Origin of the sequence: Streptomyces sp. NBC_01244 (assembly GCF_035987325.1) — a bacterium.
Taxonomy (GTDB): Bacteria; Actinomycetota; Actinomycetes; order Streptomycetales; family Streptomycetaceae; genus Streptomyces.
On record NZ_CP108488.1, the window covers coordinates 1,189,049 to 1,208,145 of the forward strand.

Consider the following 19,097-nt stretch of genomic DNA (forward strand, 5'->3'; position numbering starts at 1 on the left):
CGACGGGGAGCACATGCATACGGGGGAGGCGCGGAGTTGACCAACGAATCCGCAGGGGCAGCAGGGACTCTTCTGGCGATCCTGCGAGACGGCACGGCCCGCACCCGCACCGAGTTGGTGCAGCTCACCGGTCTCGCCAGGTCCACGGTGTCGCAGCGCCTCGACGAGCAGTGGATCGTGCCGACCGGCGACGCGGTCTCCTCCGACGGACGGCCCGCGCCGGCGTTCACCTTCAACCCCGGGGGCCGGATCGTCCTCGCCGCCGATCTCGGCGCCACCCACGCACGGATCGCCATCACGGACATGGCCGCCTAGCCCTGGCCGAGTCCGGGCACGACCTCACCCATGTGTGCGGGGTCGGCATCGGGTTTCCCGGCCCGATCGAGCACACCAGCGGACGGCCCATCAGCCCGCCGATCATGCCCGGCTGGGACGACTTCGAGGTACCCCGCTGGCTCGAACCGCGACTCGGCTCCCCCGTCCTGGCCGACAACGACGTCGACATCATGGCGCTCGGCGAACATCGGGCGGCCAGCCCCGAGGTCGAGCACCTGCTGTTCGTGAAGATCGGCACCGGGATCGGCAGCGGCATCATCACCGAACACCGGCTCCACCGGGGCGCCCAGCGAGCCGCCGGCCACGGCGGCCCCGGTCAGATCGAGGTGTTCGCCAAGCTGGCCTCCACCGGCAACGTCGGCCAGCTCGGCTGGACCGCCGCCGGCGGCTGGTCCTCCTCCTGGTACGACCTCGGCCGCGCGAGCGTCGGTGCGCCGACGGCGGCCGCAACTGAAAGACCTTGACGTGAGGGGCCGTACCCGCCGCCCGGCGGGTACGGCCCCTCACCCATCGGGCGTCAGTTGGGCAGGACCCAGATCTGGTTTCCCTGGTTGGGCTTGGATACGCCACAGGTGCCGACGATGATGGGGTTGGCGTCGGTGGTGAGGGAGTAGTAGTCGTCGGCACAGAGGTTCAGGCCGGTGTTCTTCAGGTAGCCGTTGCGCTGGTATGCCCACTTCTGGCCGGCGCTGCCGTTGCAAGGGTTGAGCACCGCCCAGTAGCCGACATAGCGGCTGTCCGTGCTCTTGTAGGTCGCGTCCAGGCAAGCACCCAGGGTACGGATGGTGCCGTCGCCCTGCACGGTCCAGCGCTGGTTGGCGCCGCCGTGGCAGCTGTAGAGGGTGACCGGGTTGTTGGGTCCGGTACGGCTGTTGGCGTCGTCCAGGCACTTGCCGCCGATGCCGGAGATCTGCCCGGTGGGCTTCTGGCCGGTGCAGCCCGTGCCGGGCTTGATCCGGAAGATCGCCGTACCGTGTGCGGGCACCGATGCGCTGATCGTTCCGCTGCTGGTGGACGTGGTTCCCGTCCAGAGGTCCTTGACCGATGCGGTGCAGGCCGCGCCGCCCTGGAAGCCCACGCTTGTGAGGGTGGTGTTCAGGGTCGCGGTGCTGCTCCCGCGGTTGAGCAGCGCGACGGCCCGGTCGCCGTTGGCCAGCGGGCGGGCGAGGATGTCGGCCGAACCGTTCTGGGAGACGATGCTGGCCTGCTTGCCGAGCGGGTCCTGGTCGACGGCGATGATGTCGGTGTTGGACAGCGTGGACAGGGAGTCCGCGGAGAGGTTCGGCACGTCGACGCTGAGGATCAGCGGTGAGGCCATCATCGACCACAGCGCGAACTGGCTGCGCGACTCGTCCTTGGTGAGGGCGTCGCCGGTGATGAGGAAGTCCGGGTCGTTCCAGCTGCCGGGTGCCGCGTAGCGGGCGAGCTGGGAGTTGTAGCCGTACTGGGCCATGACCCCGGCCTGGTTGATGTTGGTGCTCCAGGCGTTGTGGGTGGAGCGGTACATCTTGACGTCATAGCCCTCGCGCCAGAGCTGGCCGCTCTTGCTGGCTTCGTCGATGACCGTGTACCAGTCGGCGAGGTCGGACTTGCCGATGTAGAAGTACGCGGGGGAGGACTCCGAGAAGACCATGTCGCGCTTGCTCGCGTTGGCCTTCATCGCGGCGCCGAAGTCCTTGTACGCCTTGATGTACCCGGCCGCGTCGCTCGCCGTGGAGGGCATGTTGCAGCCGTCGAGCTTGATGTAGTCGACGCCCCAGGAGGCGAGCAGGTCCACGTCGGCCTGATAGTGGCCCCAGCTGCCCGGGAAGCCGCCGCAGGTGTAGGTGCCGCTGTCCAGGTAGACGCCATACTTCATCCCCTTGGCGTGCAGTTGGTCACCGAGCCACTTCATCCCGTGCGGGAAGAGAGTGGAGTCGGCGACGAGGTTCCCGGAGGCGTCACGCGACCTCGTCATCCAGCAGTCGTCCACGGTGACGGTGTCGTACCCCTTGGCCGCCAGCCCCTTGCTCACGAGGGCGTCGGCCTGGTCGAGGAACAGCTTCTCGCTGACTCCCTCGTCGCCGGTGTTGGGGTTGTCGGGCCGACAGCCGAACCGGGCCCAGTTGTTGAACCCCATGGGCGGAGTGACGGCCAGCGAGTTGCCGGAGGGGCTGGTGGCCGTGGGCGAGGCCTCGGCGCTGGGCACGGACACGAACGCCGCCAGGGCGGCGACGGACGCGGCCAGGGCGGTGGCGGTGCGCACGGTGGTTCGGGGAGACGGACTTCGCATGGGGAATTCTTCCTCACCTTGGTCGTGGAGGCGGCCGGGAACGGCACCGTGCCTCTAGCCCCGAGCGGCGATTGCTCCGGCCATGTCGTCCCCGGCAGGCCCCTCCTATCGTGGCCGAGTGCACCGCAACACCACTCTGATTGTCAATACATGATTCAGATTGCATTAAACCAAGCAACTTCTTTCATTCCGACTGCCCGTATTGATGCGCCGGGCACTGTCCGCCGTCCCGGCGGCCCCACCGTCCCGTACGGTCCGCGCCCGGACCGGCCGTCACGGCCACGACAGCCCATAGCTACCGGCCGGCCTCGGCCCTCCTGGCGTCTTCGGCTATCTGACGCAGGGCTGTTGCGGGGCTGATGCTGGGCCTCATCGCACTGCCGACGTTCCGCTTGATGCTGTCGCTCACCGCTGCCCACGAGGTCTTGTCGACAGGGGGCAGCTGCGAGGAAGGCAGCCCGTCCAGGAACTTCCAAAGGTCGTTGTACTCGTCCGCCGCCCTCATCTGTCTGGTCACCGACAGGGTGACGGGCAGCAGGTTGTTGCGCGTCGCGAACTCCCGTACGTTCTCGTCCTTGAAAACGAAGTTGAGGAACGCGGCCAGTTCCTTACGGTGCCCATTCCTCTTGAATGCCATGATCCAGTCGAGCACCGCCAGCGCCGGCGCGGTCTTGACCTCACGACCGGGCACAGCCACCGTCCCGACCTTGATCCCTGCCGCCCGCGCCTCCTTGAGCAAGGAAGGCAATCCGTTGACCATGCCCACCTCGCCGCGCAGGAAGGCCGCGTACGCCTCCTTGCGGTTGAGCTGCTCCGGCGGGACGGGACCGGTGAGCCCCTCCTTGACGAGGTTCTCCTTCAGCCAGTTCAGGCTGTCTACGTTCTCCTCCGAGCTGATCGCGTAGGACCCGCCGGAGCGGGTGTATCCGCCTCCGCCTCCCAACAACCAGCCCATCGTCTCCATCTGGGCCTCCTCCGGTCCCAGCGGAACCGCTATCGGGAACGGGACGCCGGCACGGCTCTTCAGTCGTCGCGCGACCGCCTTCAGCTCGTCCCAGGTCGTCGGGGGCCGGTCGACGCCCGCCCTCGCGAACAGGTCCTCGTTGTAGAAGAGGAGCCTGGTCGAGGCCGCGAACGGCATGCCGAATTGCTCAGTCCGTTGTTCTCCGGCGGCGGAGAACGGTCGTAGGAAGTTCGTCTGCACGCGAAGGTCGAGCAGGCTGTCGGCGGAGTAGAGCTCACCCCGCTCGGCGTAGTTGGCGTACGCCCCGATCTGCGCCAAGTCAGGCGCTTGGCCGGCCTTGACCATATCGGCGACCTTGCGGTCCACGGAGTCCCAGGACACGACCTCCACGTCGATCTTGATGGCGGGATGCGCGGCCTCGAACGCGGTGATCAGACCATCCCAGTACCGTTCGGTGCTGTCGGACTGACCTCCCACCTCGTAGTCGGCGGCCACGAGCCGCAAGGTGACTCGATCCTCGTGGCTGTCGGCGCAGCCTGCCGACGAGACGGATAGAACGAGAGCGGTAGCGGCCGCAGTCAGGACCCGGCGGTGCCTCGGCACTGTGTTGCCCCCTTCTTCATCTGTGCGGGACGGCTGACGGCAGAGCGGCCCGGCTCGCCTGCCGAACGAATGGTGGGCGAGCGGGCCGCGGGCAGCTCTTCGGGTTACTTGACGGAGCCGGCGGTCAGTCCGGAGACGACCTTGCGCTCAATGAGCGCGAACAGGATGACGACGGGAACGATGGCGATGACCGAGCCGGCGAACAGGTAGTTCCACTGGACGGTGTAGTTGCCGATGAAGCTGTTGATGCCGACGGTCAGGGGCTGGTTCTCCGGGATGGTGGAGAGCGTCAGGCCCATCACGAACTCGTTCCACGCCGCGATGAAAGTGAAGATCATCGCGGTGACGACGCCCGGCATCGCGAGCGGGAGGGTGATCCGCAGGAGCGCGCCGCCCCGGCTGAGGCCGTCGATCATGGCCGACTCTTCGAGGGCCTCGGGGATGGAGGAGAAGTAAGCCGTGAGGATCCAGATCGCGAACGCCAGGTTGAAGGCGGCGTTGCAGAGGATGAGGGTCCACACCGAGTTGAGCATGTCCAACTGGTAGAACTCGCGGTAGAGGCCGACCAGCAGCGATGTCGGCTGGAACATCTGGGTGACGAGCACCAGCAGGAGGAACAGCTTCCGGCCCCGGAACTTCATGCGTGCCGTGTAGTACGCGGCGGGGATCGCGACCAGCAGGACGAGCAGGGTGGATCCCCCGGCGACGAGCAGCGTGACACGGAGGTTTTCACCGAGGTGGGACTCGCGCCACACGTCGATGAAATTCGACCATTCGAGCACGCTCGGCAAGTACGTCGCGTCGCGCAGCTCGTCCGCCGGCCGCAGTGCGGTGATGATCATCTCCGCGTACGGCAGCAGGAACACGGCGGCCAGGAGCCAGGCGACCGCTGTGACCAGCAGGGTGCGTGGGCTCAGGGTTCGCCGGCGCCGCGGGGCCGCTTTGCGCCTCCTGCCCTGTGCGGGAACTGGGGCCTCGGGGCGTGCGGGCGCGAGGGTGGGCTGGGCCATCAGTTCTCCTCCTGGTTCCAGCGGCTGGCCTTCAGGAAGAGGACGACCATGCCCACGACGAGGACAAAGTTCACGACGGACATGGCCGCGGACTGACCGATGTCGGAGTTCTTCATCTGGTACATGAACACCGTGGTCGTCGCGGTGTCGCTGTCCGGGCCGCCGCGGGTCATACTCCAGATGATGGGGAACGAGTTGAAGACGTTGATCAGGTTGATGACCATGCCGACGAGCAGAGCGGGCCTCAACAACGGCAGTGTGATCCGCAGGTAGGTCTGCCGGGCGTTGGTGCCGTCGACCTTCGCGGCCTCGTACACCTCCTCGGGGACTGTCTGCAGTCCGGCTAGCAGGGTGTACGTGGTGAACGGCAGCGAGACGAAGACGGCGACGAACATCATCCAGGGCCAGGCCGTGGACGGGTCGCCCAGCCAGTCCTCGGGACCGTCGATAAGCCCGAGGTCCGTCATCGCAGTGTTGAGCACACCGGCGGTCTGGTTGAGCATCCATTTGAAGCCGATGGCGGTCATCACCAAGGAGGCGGCCCACGGCGCGATCAGGGCCCAGCGGGTGACGCGGCGGCCGGGGAACTTCTGGTTGAACAGCTGGGCGAGCGCCAGTGAGATCACCATGGTGGCGGTGACCACGACCAGCGTCCACACGACGGTCGCCACGACGACCGAGGGCAGTGACGGCTCGTCGAACAGCTGCTTGTACTTGTCGAATCCGGCCGAGCCGCGGACGAACCCGCTGCTACTGATCTTCAGGAACGACGTGCGGACCATCTCGTAGACGGGCCAGAGCACGACGACGACGATCAGCAGGACGGCCGGACCGACCCAGGGCAGCGGCCCGAGGCGGGCCAGGCCGCCCCGGCCCTTGCGGGCGGGGCGGACGGAGGTTGATGAATTGCTGGACACGAAGGTGCCTTCCCTGACGTGCGGTGCGCCGGGCTACTTGTCGGCGACAGCGGTCTCGGCCTTCTTCTGCAGTTCGCCCAGCACCTTCGCCGGGTCGTTCACTGCCGTGCCGCCGCTCTTCTTGATCTCGGCGGAGACGGAGTCCCAAGTGGTGTCGCCCAGCGGGTAGAAGACCGCGTTCGGCAGCAGCGCGAAGAAGGGCTCCAGGTCCTTGTGCTTGCCGTTGGTGGTCATCTCCTGGAGCGTGTCCTTCGTGACCGGCATCAGGTTGTAGGTCTCGTCGAACTTCAGCGTGTTCTCCTTCGAGTACGCGAAGTCGAGGAACTTGCGGACCTCTTCCTTGTGGCCGCCGCTCTTGAAGGCCATAGTCCAGTCGGCGACGCCGAGGGTGGACTTCAACGCCCCCGCCTTGCCGGGGATGGGCGCGACACCGTAGTCGACCTTGCCGTCCTTCGACATCTGGATCAGGGAAGGGTGACCGTTGAGCATCCCGGTCTTGCCCGCCGCGAAGTCGGCGAACGCCGTCTTGCGGTCGGTGGTGGCGGGATTGGTGTAGGTCAGGCCGGGCTCGACGAGATTGGTCTTCAGCCAGGAGAAGGCCTCGATGTTGGCCTTGCTGTCGAGCGCATACTTGCCTGCCGCGTCGGTGTAGCCCCCGCCGTTGCCGAGTTCCCAGATCAGCGACTCGCCCTGGGCCTCCTCGGGACCGAGGGGCAGCGCGTAGGGCGTGACGCCCGGCACCTTGGCCTTGATCGCCTCGGCGGCGGCCTTGAGGTCGTCCCAGCTCTTGGGTGCCTCGGTGATGCCTGCCTGGGCGAACACGGCCTTGTTGTAGAAGAAGGCGCGCGCGGAGGCGACGAACGGGATGCCGTACTGCGTGCCATCGACCTCGCCGGCCATGGCGAAGCTGTCGATGACGTTCGCCCGGGTCTGCTCGGACAGGACCTCGTCCGCCTTGTACAGCAGGTCGTCCGCGACCTTGTCGGCGTAGCCGCCCGTCTGCAGGATGTCCGGCTCGTTGCCGCTCTGGATCATCGTCTTGACCTGGGCATCGATGTCGTTCCAGTTGATCACCTGGACATCGACCTTGATCTTGGGATTGGCGGCGGTGAAGCGCTCCGCCACGTCCTTCCAGTAGACCGTCGAACTGTTCGACGCCTTGTCGCCATAGTCGGCGGCGACGAGCTTCAGCGTCACCTCACCGTCCGCCGAACCGCCCCCGCCATTTCCGGAGCCGCACGCCGTGAGGGTGAGCACACCGAGCGTGCAGGTCGCAACGAGCAGCCGCTTCTTCATGATCAGTACCGCCTCTGTATCTGCCGGCTGTCGGAGCGACGCAACCGGGGAGTTGAACCAGCAGCAGACGCGAGACCTGCATAATTCTGGGTGCTGTCACGGGTTTTCACTCATTAACGAGCATCTGCTGCTGCCGCAGTAAACACGAACGCCAGTATCGACACCAAGAGTCGTTACGCGAACGATGCCAAATCCACCTGCGGTCAACGGGGTCCGTCCGCTTCGCACTGGCTCTTCCCAGTCAAGGACAGGGCGCACAGGGGAGCAATGAGGGCAGGTACCTACGGTGGCGCCGAATCCGTAGGTAGGCGCCGGCGGCATCGACGTGTTCACGGTCGCCGACCTGCGCCTCGGCCGGAATCCCGACTCCGCCGACAGCGGGCGCACAGGTCGGCGGCAGACCTCTGCGCCGTGCGCGCCTAGCGGGGTCCGACCGCGCGCAGGGAGCGCTGCGAGGGGGCCGACCATCGAGATCCGGCGGGCCACGTCGGCTTGACGTCGCGGGGCAACGGCGACTACGTCAGCCGGGCGGGGAGAGCGAGGAGGAGGAAGAGGAGAAGAAGGGGCGGCGACACCGGAGACCGGCGGTCCGGGCCCGCCGGGCACAACCGTCCCGCCTCCCGGCGTGGACCGGCTGTACTCCGTGCGTCCTTACCGGCGCACGGAGGCTCGGCGACTACCAGCGCTCAGACGGCGACGACCTCGATGCCAGCCTCGGTGAGCCGGGTCACCATGTCCGGGGCGATGCCGGAGTCGGTGACGACCACGTCGATCCGATCGAGGCTGCAGATCCGCGCGAAGGCACGCTTGCCCATCTTGGAGGAGTCTGTCGCCAGGATGACCTTGCGGGCGCGTTCGGCGAACAACCGGCTGATTCCGGCCTCGTCCTCGTGGTGCGTCATGACCCCCAACTGCGGGTCGATCCCGTCGACACCGAGCACCGCCACATCGAGCACCACCTCGTTCAGCACCCCGGCCGTCAGCGGGCCCACCAACTCATAGGTCTGCGGTCGCGCCACACCACCGGTCACCACGATCTTGAACTGTGGCCGGACCGCCAGCTCGCCGGCGATGTTCAAGGCATTGGTGACCACGGTGTACAAGGGGCCGGAGAGGCCGTCACCCGCTTCGGTCTGGCCTGCGCCGACCCGGAGGACGAGCGCGCGCGCCACTTCGGTCGTGGTCGTGCCGCCATTGAGGCCGATGACTTCTCCGACTCCCAGCATGTCGGCCACGGCTCCGGCGATCCGCTGCTTCTCGGAAGCCCGCCGGGAGGACTTGTACCGCAGGGGAAGCTCGTACGAGACACCGTGCGCGATAGCCCCGCCCCTGGTACGGACCAGCAACCGTTGTTCGGCGAGTTCGTCGAGGTCCCTGCGAATGGTGGCGGCCGACACCTCCACCGACGCGGCCGCCTCCTCCACGTCCAGCTTGCCTTCGACGGCCAGCAATTCGAGCAACTTGCTCCACCGCTCCTGCTTGGACATCCACCTCACCCTTCCGTGGCGCTGAGACTTCCGACCGCACACCCGGAGTCTCACGGCAGGCGTGGGGACTCACAGCCGACGGGGGAAGCATGCGCGAAGTTGATCGTAGTACCGCCATGATCCGCGCACTGCGGAGACCAGCACTTTTCTGCACGTCGGACGAGTGTGAGGCACCCCTCTCTAGACCTCAAGGGTCCCGCAGCAGATACTTCGAACGCAAATATTGAAGGAATGCGCGTGATTTGCTTGCCATACACGCATGATCGCTCACACAGAATGGTTCGAAAAGTGATGCACAGCTACGCCTCGCCCCCTTCGACCCCGGTGGTCGGAGCGGAAGCAGCCAGGTCCGGCCAAGGTCGCGACCCGGAGTGTGTGATCGCTCTCGACGTAGGAGGGACCGGCATGAAAGGCGCGGTCGTGGACCGCTCCGTCAAGCCCGTCGCGACACTGCACCTGCCGACGCCGCGCGCCGACGGACCGGAGGCGGTGGTCGACGCCATTGCCGGCGCCCTGCTCGCTCTGACGGACATGGCCGCAGAGCGCGGAGCGACGGTCCGCCACGCCGGTGTCGTGGTCCCCGGCATCGTGGACGAGGACCTGCAGAAGGCCGTCTGGTCGGCCAACATCGGCTGGCGCGACCTCCCACTCGGCGCCATTCTCGCTGCCCGAACCGGCCTGCGCGTGACGCTGGGTCACGATGTCCGGGCGGGCGGCGTGGGCGAGTGCGTCCTGGGCGCGGCACGCGGTGCGCAGAACGTGCTCTTCGTGGCAGTCGGAACCGGCATCGCCGCAGCCCTCGTCTGTGACGGCAGGCCCGTGCGGTCCGGCGGGTTCGCCGGCGAACTCGGCCATGTGGTGGTGCGCGCGGGCACCGCGTGCGCCTGCGGCGGGACCGGCTGCCTGGAGACCGTGGCCTCCGCGAGCGCCATCGCGACGGCGTACGGCGCCCGCACCGGACGTTCGGTCGCGGGCGCGGCCGACGTCGCCGCGCTGGTCGAGGCGGGTGACCGGGCGGCCCGGGCCGTCTGGAGCAGCGCCACAGAAGGCCTGGCGGAAGCACTTGCCGCCGTGACGACGCTAGTCGCCCCGGAACTGATCGTCCTGGGCGGAGGCCTGGCCGAAGCAGACCGGCTCCTGCTCGATCCCGTACGGGACGGCCTGACCGCACGACTCACCTTCCAGCGCGTCCCGCTACTCGTCCGGGCCGAGCTCGGGGACCGCGCGGGATGTCTGGGCGCCGGACTGATGGCATGGCAGGCGGCTGGCCACCGCATCCCCATCACCCTGACAGGAGCATCCAGTTCGTGATCATCACCGTTACTCTCAACGCCGCTCTCGACGTCACTTGGAACGTCCCCGCACTGCGGCCCCGGAGCTCCCACCGTGTCGACACGACGTACGAGCAGGCGGGCGGCAAGGGAATCAACGTAGCCCGGGTGCTCGCGTTCCTCGGGCACACGCCGGTCGCCACCGGGCTTGCGGGCGGTCCCACCGGGCGCGCCATACGCGACGGGCTGCGCTCCGCGGGCATTCACGACGCGTTCACGGCCGTGGAGGGTGACTCCCGGCGCACCCTGGCCGTGGTCTCGGGCGACGACGGCGACGCCACCGTTTTCAACGGGCTGGGCCCGACGGTGTCCCCGGCGGAGTGGACGACCTTCTCTCGGCACTACGCCTCGCTCGTCCGGGGCGCGAGCGTGGTGGTCCTGAGCGGCAGCACTCCTCCCGGTCTACCCGAAGACGCTTACGCCCAACTCATCCGCGGTGCGGCCGCGGAGGGGGCGATGACGGTGCTCGACACATCGGGCCCCGCCCTGTCGGCCGCCCTGGAAGCCGGGCCCGACGTAATCAAGCCCAATGCCGAGGAGCTCAAGGAGGTGACCGGGTGCGACGACCGCGCGGCGGCCGCCGCGGAGCTCCGCGCCCGCGGGGCCCGGGCGGTCGTGGTGTCGGCGGGTCCGGACGGTCTGCTTGCCATCACGCCGGCGGGCACATGGCGCGCGGCTCCCGCCGAACGTCTCACGGGCAACCCGACCGGGGCCGGCGACGCCTGTGTCGCCGCCATCGCGTCGGGCCTGGCGGCCTCCGCACGGTGGCCGGACATCCTGCGCGAGGCCGTGGCCCTCTCGGCTGCCGCCGTCCCGTGTGCCGTCGCCGGCGACATCGACGCCTCCGTCTATCGCCGGCTCCGTCAAGTGGTCCGCGTGGAGGAGGGCGAACCTTCTACGCTTGAAACTGCTTGAAACTAAGCTGTTCTGAGCATATCTTGGCAATATCAATGCTCCTAGAGAGCAAGCATCGAGTCGGACACTGCCGCGCGCGACGGCCCTCCTTCCCTCCCCTCCTTCGAGCCCAAGGAATCCCGTGACCACTGTCGAGACCTCCCGCACATCGCTCGAGATCGCATCCCAGCCGGACGCCTGGAGGCGTGCCGTCGCCTCCGTCCACTCCTACGCAGAGGTCTTGCCCCGGCGGGGCGAGCGCGTCGCGGTCATCGGCTGCGGCACCTCGTGGTTCATGGCCCTCGCCTACGCGCAGCTGCGGGAGAGCGGCGGTCACGGCGAGACCGACGCCTTCGCCGCGTCCGAGTTCCCGGCCGGCCGGACCTACGACCGCATCATCGCCATCACACGCTCCGGAACCACCACCGAAGTCCTCGACCTCCTGACGCGGGTCAAGGGCACGGTGGCCACCGGCGCGATCACCGCCGACCCCACAACCCCCGTCATGACGGCCGCCGATGCCGTCGCCGTGCTGGACTTCGCCGACGAGCAGTCCGTCGTCCAGACCAGATTCGCCACCACGGTCCTCGTCCTGCTGCGTGCCCACCTCGAAGCCGAGGGCGCGCTGCCGGCCGGTGTACGTCCGCTGGCCGACGCCATCGAGGACGCCGAGCGCGCAGTCGCGGAGCCGCTGGACCCCACGGTCTGCGGTGCCGAGCAGTTCACCTTCCTCGGAATCGGCTGGACCTACGGCCTCGCCCTCGAAGCGGGCCTCAAGATGCGCGAGGCCGCCGGTGCCTGGACCGAGGCGTACCCCGCCATGGAGTACCGCCACGGTCCCATCAGCATCACCGGCCCCGGCCGCGTCGTCTGGCTGTTCGGCGCCGAACCGCTCGGGCTGGCCGATGACATCGCCGGCGTCGGGGGCATCTACTCCGAAGCGTCCGGTGACCGGGCCGGGGCCCTCGACCCGCTCGCGGACCTCATCCGGGCCCAGCGTCTCGCCGTTCACCTGGCCGAAGCACGCGGCTACGACCCCGACCGCCCCCGCAACCTGACCCGTTCCGTGATCCTCACGTCTGCCGGCGCCTGAGAACCGTCCCGTAACGCCGCCCCGGCAGGGCTGGTGATGTGGACACCCGTTCCCACATCACCAGCCGTTCTTCCGTCACCGCTTCGTGGAGCACACACATGCCTCTGACCCCCACAGACGACATCATCCGGCCCGCGCGCACCGCCAACACGGGTGTCGGCGCCTTCAACGTCGTGCAGATCGAGCACGCCGAGGCGATCGTCACCGGAGCCGAACGCGCCGGGCTCCCCGTCATCCTGCAGATCAGCGAGAACACCGCCCGCTACCACGGCTCCCTCGCGCCGATCGCCGTAGCCTCCCTCGCCATCGCCGCTTCCGCCTCGGTCCCGGTGGCGGTGCACCTCGACCACGCCGAGTCCATCGAGCTCGTTCACGAAGCCGTGAACCTCGGATTCACGTCGGTCATGTTCGACGCCTCCACCCTGCCGTACAGCGCGAACGTCGCCGCCACTCGCACCGTGACGGACCACTGCCACCGGGCCGGCGTATGGGTCGAGGCGGAGCTCGGAGAAGTAGGTGGCAAGGACGGGGCCCATGCACCCGGCGTCCGGACGGACCCGGACGAGGCCCGCGCGTTCGCGGCGGCGACCGCCGTGGACGCCCTAGCCGTCGCTGTGGGCAGCTCGCACGCCATGCTCACCCGTAACGCCGAACTCGACCTCGGCCTCATAGGTCGGCTGAAGGACGTGCTCGACGTGCCGCTCGTGCTCCACGGCTCCTCGGGTGTCGACGACACGGACCTCGCGAAGGCCGTCGCGGCCGGGATGACCAAGGTGAACATCTCCACCCACCTCAACAAGCTGTTCACCCGCACAGTGCGCGAGCGGCTGGAGGCACTCCCCGATGTCGCCGACCCCCGCAAGTACCTGGGGCCGGCGCGCGACGCGGTGGCGGACGAAGTCGCCCGGCTGCTGAATGTGCTGGCAGGGCGCTGACCGCGACGCGGAACATCGAGGGCCCGGCCACGGCGGTGGCCGGGCCCTCGGCATGCCGTCCGGAGGGCATCGGCATCCGACCGGAGGACCCGCGCCATGGCGGGGCGTCGACCTTGGGCAGGAAGACGGCCCGCGGCCTCGCCGGTCAGGACGGGGGGGCGGCCGCGGGCCGCCGCTCAGGGGTGCTGCCGTCAGGCAGCGGGTGGAACGCCCGAAGGACGTTGCACGTCAGATCGCGCTGGTGAAGCGCCGCTCCGTCGGTGTCGAGGATCGAGGGCTGCCGGATCCCGGGGATCTTTGCTGTTCGATCCTCAGGTCGGCCCAGACGAGGTGGCCCGCATAGGAACGCGTGGCTCCCCAGGCCGCCGCCAGCATCGCCACGATGTCGAGCCCCCGGGCTGTCGTGCCCTTCACCGCAGCGGTTGCCGGACCCGATCGGAGTTCCCACCCTTCGCCCCGGTCGCCCACCACGATGTGGACCGAGTGGCCACCGTCAGCGAGCAGCACCTGCCGCAGTGTGTGCCATACGGGTCGGCTGCCGTGACGCAGAGCGTTCGTCACCAGTTCCGAGTCGATGCGCACTGCGGCGTCGACCAGGCCCGGCATGCCCCATCCGCACAGCATCTCCCTGACCTGCCGGCTTGCCTGGACCACGGAGAGCGAGGGGCCTGCGGAGACCCGCCACAACGGAGCGGACCGAACGACCTGACGGTGGTCAGGAGCAAGAGGACGGTTCATGACGACTCCCGTACGGTGAGGCCCCCCGTCCGAGCTTGAGCACGGACCGGACATGTCCAGGAAAGGTCCGGATCGCGAGCGGAACAATACGGGCCCCTCCCTATTCGGCGCGAGGGTTCCGTAGGTAGGAATGTGCGGGCGGACCCTAACGCGCTGTGACGACGAGGATCCGCAGGCAGGAGTGGTTGGGGAGACCCGGGTGCCGCCGGGGGACGGAGGCAGGACAGGCGTTTGGGTAGGCGGTGCCCCCACCCCCGTCGGGGCACCACCTACCCAGGGGAATCACACTCGGAGGGGAGGAGTGGGCCAGGCCGGCCCGCCCCTCCCCTCCGCTGTCAGGTGATCGTGAACGGGCGCGTGAACGAGTGCTTCGCGCCCGCGCTGTCGGTCACTGTGAGCCAGGCCGTGTAGCTGCCCGGCGCGGCGTAGGTGTGCGTGGTGGTGTAGCTGTGCACGTCCGCGCTGTTGTCACCGAAGGACCACGCCTGGTCGACGATCGTCCGCCCTGCGGGCGGCGTGACCGTCGCGGAGAAGTTCATCGTCCGTGCCGTCGTCGAAGCAGCGACGGTGGCCGTTCCGCCCGCGCCGGACTCCTGCTTGACGCCTCGCCCGTTGAACCGCAGCCAGTCCAGCGACAGCAGGTCTCCCGTCACGTTCGGGTTGTTGACGACCAGGTACAGATCGAACGTCCGGTTCGGGTTCGTCAGCGGCACCGTGGGCGAAACCAGGGTGTCGTAGCTGCCGGTGTTCGGGATGGCCACTGATCCGAGCAGCTGGCCCGTGGGCGAGTCGGCGCGGAATTCCACAGTCGCCCCGGCCGCCCCGGCCGACGCGCCGAGCGTGACCGAGTTGATCAACTGCAGGCTCTGCGGGGAGAACTTGATCCAGTCACCGTGGTCGAGGTCCGTGACCCGGACACCACCGTGCGCGGTGGTCCGGCCGGCGTTCACCGCACCGTTGGTGGCGTCGAAGTGCTCGGCCTCCATGAACCTCGGCCGCAGCTCCACCTCCGTGGAGCCGGCCAGGGCCGGGACGGCGCCGTTCAGCGCGCCGGCGTCGGTGTACTGCGCACTGACCACGGCGTAGAGGTTCTGACCCTCGCCGTGGCCGTCGGCACCGCTGGGGTCGGTGAGCAGCGTGCCGCTGCACCCGGTGTAGGTGTCCAGCGGGTGGGCGTGCGAGTCGTGCCCGAGCTTGGTCTGGACGATCACACGGGAACAGTCGATGGTGCTGTCCTCGGGGTCGGTGACCGTCACCACGTACGGTATCCGGTCACCCCATTCGAAGACGCCGCCGTCCGGAATGCTGATCTTCACCGTGGGCCGGGTGTTGCCGACCACGATGTCCTTGAGGGCGGAGTTCGACCCGGCCGTGTTGGTGACCGTCAGCTTCACGGTCTTCTTGCCCGTCGTGCCGTAGGTGAAGGTCGGGTTGGCCGCGGTCGAGTCGACCGTGCCGTTGTTGTCGAAGTCCCACTTGTACGTGAGGTTCGTCCCGGTGGACCCGCTGCTGGAGAACGCCACCGTCAGCGGGGCCTTCCCGCTGTCCTTGTCAACCGTGATGCTCGCGACCGGCGCCGGCCCGTTGGGCGTGTAGTCGATCCGGTAGATGCCCGCGCCCTCGTTGCTGCCGCCGCGGCCCGAGCCGGAGCCCTCTCCGAAGTCGATGACGTACAGCGCGCCGTCGGGGCCGAACTCGGCCTCGAACGGCTGGGTCCACGTCATGTCACCGAAGATCCCGTTGATCGACTGCAGGTCGCCGGCCTTGGTGGGTGCGAACTTCGAGTTGGTGAACGTCTGCGCGGTCTTGTGGATGGACAGCGTCTTGAACCACTGGCGCGTCAGCTCGTAGGTGATCCACTTCCCGTCGAAGTACTCGGGGAACTTGTTCGGGTTGGTGTTGGCCGGGTCGTAGTCGTAGACCGGACCGCTCATCGTCCCACCGCCGCCGGTGCCCACCTCGGGGAACTCGGCGGAGGCGGAGTAGGCGTACCACACCAGCGGCGGCTTGGACGCCGGCAGGTTCTGCAGGCCGGTGTTGTTCGGGGAGTCGTTGACCGGGGCCGCGCAGTTGAACTTCGCACCGGAGGTGTTGGTGGCGAAGTTGTAGTCGTTGAACGGGGTGTTGTTCCCGACGCAGTACGGCCAGCCGTAGTTTCCGGCAGAGGTGATCCGGTCGAACTCGACGGTGCCCTCGGGACCGCGGTTCGGGTCGGCGCCGCGCGCGTCCGGACCGTAGTCGCCGACGAGCACGGCGTTGGTCTGCGAGTCGACGGTGATGCGGAACGGGTTGCGCAGGCCCATCGCGTAGATCTCGGGCTTGGTCTTCGCGGTGCCCGGGGCGAACAGGTTGCCCGAGGGGACGGTGTAAGTGCCGTCGGCCTGCGGCTTGATGCGCAGGATCTTGCCACGCAGGTCGTTGGTGTTGCCCGCCGTGGTCTGCGCGTCGAACGCGGAACGGCCCGCCCGCTCGTCGATCGGGGTGTAGCCCGAGGACTGGAACGGGTCGGTGTTGTCACCGATGCCGGCGTACAGGTTGCCCGTCTTGTCCATGGCGAGCGAGCCGGCCAGGTGCGAGGCCGCTCGGCTCCCGCTGGGTACGAAGACCGGGATGGTCAGCAGTCGCTTCTCCGAGGAGAGGGCGACCGAGTTGCCCGACACGGTGAACCGCGACAGGTTGAGCTGTGACTGGGTCTTGTCGGACCACAGGATGTACAGCCACTTGTTGGTGGCGAAGTCCTTGTCCAGGGTCAGACCGATCAGCCCGCCGGACTGGCTGGTCTGCTCGGCCGTGTAGTCGAAGTCCAGCAGGGTGGTGGTGGCCAGGGTGCCCTGGTCGATGACCTTCAGGGCGCCGGTGCGCTCGATGTAGAAGACCCGCTTGTCGGGAGCCACGGCCAGCTCGAACGGGTCCGACAGGCCGTCGGTGACCAGCGGGACGCGCGAGTAGGAACTCTTCTTCGTGGGGCTGCAGTCGCCCTCGACGGCGCCGGCGGCCCACTCGATGCCGTACCGCAGGTGCTCGAGGAAGGCCGGCTCGCTGAACGCCGAGGCCGAGTGGCCGCCGGCCGTGTACCAGGACCGGCCGCCGTCGTAGTTCTGGCACCACGAGTACGCGTGGTCGACGCCCTCGTCCAGCTTGTTGTCGCCGTCACGCACCTTGATCTGGGCGAGGGTGTGCACGTTCCCGGTCGGGTTCGTGCGCCAGTTGTACCACTCCTCGTTACGCTCCCAGAGCTCGGGCAGGTTCTTCGTCGACGGGTGGGCGCGGTCGAGGACCTTGATGCGGCCGGGGCCGGTGCCGCCCGTGGCGTTGTAGTCGCCGTGGAAGTCGAAGATCGTGCCGACGAGACCGGCGTACCAGTCCCAGTTCCGCTCACTCGCGGTCGCGGCGTGCAGGCCGGTCCAACCACCGCCGTTGCGGATGAACTTCTGGAACGCCGCGCGCTGGTTCGTGTCCAACAGTGCCGGCGAGGTCTCGTTGGAGTTCGTGTTGTTGAACACGATGACGTCGAAGCGTGCCAGGTTCTCGTCCGTGAACGCGGCGGCGTCGACCGTGGACTCGACCTCGAAGTCGTGGTCGGTGCCCAACTTCTCGATCGCGGCAATACCCGCCGGGATCGAGTCGTGGCTGAAGAACGTGGTCTTGGAGAAGACCAGCACCCGGAACCGGGATTCGTGAGCGGCGGACGGCACCGCGGCCACGAGGACTGACAGGACGGCGGCGACCAACGCCGCCACCCATCGCATATGTTTCATCGACGCTCCGAATCGCGCTGAGTGCCAGGGCAAATTGCAGATGTACTGCGCGAATCTGCATGGTGCAGACCAATTTCAGTCATCTTCAAGCACTTCCCAGGATCGGGGTCACCTTACGCCCGGCCCGGGCGCCTTCAGCGGGGCTGTCGTATACACGACACAGCCGTCTGTCCGCGGACGCGGCCCGCGATGCGTTACGGCGGACCGGAACCTGCGGAAAGCCTGATCGATGATCAAGGCGGCGCGGGGGCCGATACGATCCGCGGGAATGGGCTTTCCGCGCCGACCTCGCCGCTGGGCCCCTGCCCGCCCAGTCGAGGAGTCCGCGCATGAACCGGTCGCAGAGCCATCCGGTCACCCTCGCCGACGTCGCCGCCGCGGCGGGCGTCTCCCTGGCGACCGCCTCGCGCGCGCTGCACCCGGGAGCCCGCCGCGTGGGAGAGGACCTCAAGGCCAAGGTCCTGGACACCGCGCGCAGACTCAACTACTCCACGAACGTGCAGGCACAGGCGGTCGCGAGCGGAACGAGCAAGGAAATCGGCCTGCTCGTCCACGACATCGCCGACCCGTACTTCTCCGCCATCGCCGCCGGTGTCATGCGTGCCGCGGACGCACACGATCTCCTCGTCACGCTCGGCAACACGGCACGCAGTCCGGAACGCGAGATCGACCACTTCGCCGCGCTGCGCAGCCGGCGCTGCCGCGCCGTCATCCTCGCCGGCAGCCGCGTCGCCGACACAAAGCTCAACGATGCCCTGCGAGCTGAGGTCGACGCCTTCCGTGCCGCGGGAGGCCGCGTCGTGTCCATCGGCCAGCACCGGCTGCCGGTCGACACCGTCGTCCTGGAGAACCGCGCAGGCGCCCGGCAGCTCGCCCAGGCGTTGGGCGAACTCGGCCACCGCCGGTTCGGGGTGGTGGGTGGTCCCCCGGAGCTGCTCACCGCCCGCCACCGCCTCCAGGGTTTCCGGGAAGGGCTGGCCCGCATACCCGGCGCCTCCCTCGAAGCGGTCGTCCACGGGGACTTCACCCGCGACGGGGGCCACGCGTCCATGGGGCAGCTCCTCGCTCGGGACCTCGCCCTCGACTGCGTGTTCGCGGCGACGGACATCATGGCCGTCGGCGCGATGGCGAAGTGCCGGGATCTCGGCATCGCCGTCCCCGACGACCTCGCCTTCGCGGGCTTCGACGACATCAGCACCCTGCGCGATGTCACTCCCGCACTGACCACGGTACGGCTACCACTGGAACACATCGGGGAGACGGCGCTCGATCTCGTGGTCACCACGGAACCCGACGCGGCCCCCCGCCTTCGGCGGGTCAAGGGCGAGGTCGTCGTCCGGGCGAGCACTCCCCCACGTGACCAACGCCGAGACGGGCACCGTCCGGGACTCGGCGCCCGCTGACGGCGTGCCCGTGCAGATGCCTGCCCCGACGACCATCCGCCCGGGTGATAGCGGCCAGTA

At 68.3% G+C, this 19,097-nt stretch carries 15 protein-coding genes; 7 read left to right on the top strand and 8 right to left on the bottom strand.

Annotation, left to right across the window (positions count from 1 at the left end):
• Positions 1-36 precede the first annotated feature (36 nt).
• Both OG247_RS05105 and OG247_RS05110 read left to right on the top strand, forming a co-directional pair.
• Entirely contained in the window at positions 37-315 is a 279-nt protein-coding gene (locus OG247_RS05105) for a hypothetical protein (protein WP_267039796.1), read from the top strand.
• A 32-nt stretch (positions 316-347) separates the two neighbouring features.
• Positions 348-800 carry an ROK family protein gene (locus tag OG247_RS05110; RefSeq protein ID WP_327251072.1) on the top strand — a complete coding sequence of 151 codons (453 nt, stop codon included), beginning with the start codon at positions 348-350 and terminating at the stop codon, positions 798-800.
• A gap of 53 nt (positions 801-853) precedes the next feature.
• Here the strand turns inward: OG247_RS05110 and OG247_RS05115 are convergent, their stop codons facing one another.
• The 6 genes from OG247_RS05115 to OG247_RS05140 form a co-directional block, all read right to left on the bottom strand.
• The gene (locus OG247_RS05115; RefSeq protein ID WP_327251073.1) at positions 854-2,608 is read right to left on the bottom strand and encodes a ricin-type beta-trefoil lectin domain protein; all 1,755 of its coding nucleotides are present in this window, start codon (positions 2,606-2,608) and stop codon (positions 854-856) included.
• A gap of 295 nt (positions 2,609-2,903) precedes the next feature.
• Positions 2,904-4,175, bottom strand: a complete 1,272-nt coding sequence (locus tag OG247_RS05120; RefSeq protein ID WP_442813222.1) for an extracellular solute-binding protein — start codon at positions 4,173-4,175, stop codon at positions 2,904-2,906.
• Between the two features lie 104 nt (positions 4,176-4,279).
• Positions 4,280-5,185 carry a carbohydrate ABC transporter permease gene (locus OG247_RS05125; RefSeq protein ID WP_267039775.1) on the bottom strand — a complete coding sequence of 302 codons (906 nt, stop codon included), beginning with the start codon at positions 5,183-5,185 and terminating at the stop codon, positions 4,280-4,282.
• A complete protein-coding gene (locus OG247_RS05130) occupies positions 5,185-6,102 on the bottom strand; it encodes a carbohydrate ABC transporter permease (protein WP_327251074.1) in 918 nt (305 codons plus the stop codon). The genes OG247_RS05125 and OG247_RS05130 overlap by 1 nt, the downstream gene beginning before the upstream one ends.
• A gap of 33 nt (positions 6,103-6,135) precedes the next feature.
• A complete protein-coding gene (locus OG247_RS05135) occupies positions 6,136-7,398 on the bottom strand; it encodes an extracellular solute-binding protein (protein WP_327251075.1) in 1,263 nt (420 codons plus the stop codon).
• Positions 7,399-8,084: 686 nt separating this feature from the next.
• On the bottom strand, positions 8,085-8,885 hold the full coding sequence (locus OG247_RS05140; protein ID WP_327251076.1) for a DeoR/GlpR family DNA-binding transcription regulator: 801 nt from the start codon (positions 8,883-8,885) through the stop codon (positions 8,085-8,087).
• Between the two features lie 405 nt (positions 8,886-9,290).
• On the opposite strand from OG247_RS05140, the gene OG247_RS05145 reads away from it, so the two are divergent.
• From OG247_RS05145 to OG247_RS05160, 4 genes are all read left to right on the top strand, one after another.
• The gene (locus tag OG247_RS05145; RefSeq protein ID WP_442813223.1) at positions 9,291-10,196 is read left to right on the top strand and encodes an ROK family protein; all 906 of its coding nucleotides are present in this window, start codon (positions 9,291-9,293) and stop codon (positions 10,194-10,196) included.
• The gene (locus OG247_RS05150; protein WP_327251078.1) at positions 10,193-11,131 is read left to right on the top strand and encodes a 1-phosphofructokinase family hexose kinase; all 939 of its coding nucleotides are present in this window, start codon (positions 10,193-10,195) and stop codon (positions 11,129-11,131) included. Before OG247_RS05145 ends, OG247_RS05150 begins: the two co-directional genes overlap by 4 nt.
• A gap of 121 nt (positions 11,132-11,252) precedes the next feature.
• The gene (locus tag OG247_RS05155; RefSeq protein WP_327251079.1) at positions 11,253-12,203 is read left to right on the top strand and encodes an SIS domain-containing protein; all 951 of its coding nucleotides are present in this window, start codon (positions 11,253-11,255) and stop codon (positions 12,201-12,203) included.
• A gap of 98 nt (positions 12,204-12,301) precedes the next feature.
• Positions 12,302-13,138 (top strand): class II fructose-bisphosphate aldolase, encoded by an 837-nt coding sequence (locus OG247_RS05160; RefSeq protein ID WP_327251080.1) that lies wholly within the window; start codon positions 12,302-12,304, stop codon positions 13,136-13,138.
• Positions 13,139-13,366: 228 nt separating this feature from the next.
• Here the strand turns inward: OG247_RS05160 and OG247_RS05165 are convergent, their stop codons facing one another.
• Both OG247_RS05165 and OG247_RS05170 read right to left on the bottom strand, forming a co-directional pair.
• Positions 13,367-13,744: an ATP-binding protein gene (locus OG247_RS05165; protein ID WP_327251081.1), complete on the bottom strand. Its 378-nt coding sequence runs from the start codon at positions 13,742-13,744 to the stop codon at positions 13,367-13,369.
• Between the two features lie 467 nt (positions 13,745-14,211).
• Positions 14,212-17,634 carry a ThuA domain-containing protein gene (locus tag OG247_RS05170; protein ID WP_327251082.1) on the bottom strand — a complete coding sequence of 1,141 codons (3,423 nt, stop codon included), beginning with the start codon at positions 17,632-17,634 and terminating at the stop codon, positions 14,212-14,214.
• 329 nt (positions 17,635-17,963) lie between these two features.
• Here OG247_RS05170 and OG247_RS05175 point away from each other — a divergent pair, with 329 nt between their 5' ends.
• A complete protein-coding gene (locus OG247_RS05175; RefSeq protein WP_327251083.1) occupies positions 17,964-19,037 on the top strand; it encodes a LacI family DNA-binding transcriptional regulator in 1,074 nt (357 codons plus the stop codon).
• The last annotated feature ends 60 nt before the right edge of the window (positions 19,038-19,097 follow it).